General features: G+C 68.5%; 1 protein-coding gene. It reads right to left on the reverse strand.

Going from position 1 to position 378, the window contains the following annotated elements; all coding sequences use genetic code 11:
• Window positions 1–378 (reverse strand): AMP-binding protein (locus tag IG08_RS0153435; RefSeq protein ID WP_030622297.1); only part of this gene is annotated, 378 nt, incomplete at both ends.

Here is a 378-nt window from a genome sequence, read left to right on the forward strand (position 1 = left end):
ATGGCGGGGTGTTCGTACAGGACGCGTTCGACTTCGGGGGTGGCGATGTTCTCGCCGCCGGAGACGATCATGTCTTTTTTGCGGTCGTCGATGTAGAGGAAGCCGTCCTCGTCGAGGTGGCCGATGTCGCCGGTGTGGAACCAGCCGTCCCTGAGGGCGGCGGCGGTGGCCTTCTCGTCGCGCCAGTAGCCCGCGAAGACCTTGGGGCCGCGCAGGGTGATCTCGCCGAGCTCGCCCGCCGGGACCTCCTTGCCCATGTCGTCGACGATCCGCACGCGCGTGTGGGGGACGGGGCGGCCGACGGAGCCGAGTTTGGTCAGTGCGTGGTCGCGGTCGAGGAAGGTGTCGCCGGAGACGGTTTCGGTCAGGCCGTAGGCG

Origin of the sequence: Streptomyces fulvoviolaceus (assembly GCF_000718165.1) — a bacterium.
In the GTDB taxonomy this organism is placed as follows: Bacteria; Actinomycetota; Actinomycetes; order Streptomycetales; family Streptomycetaceae; genus Streptomyces; species Streptomyces fulvoviolaceus.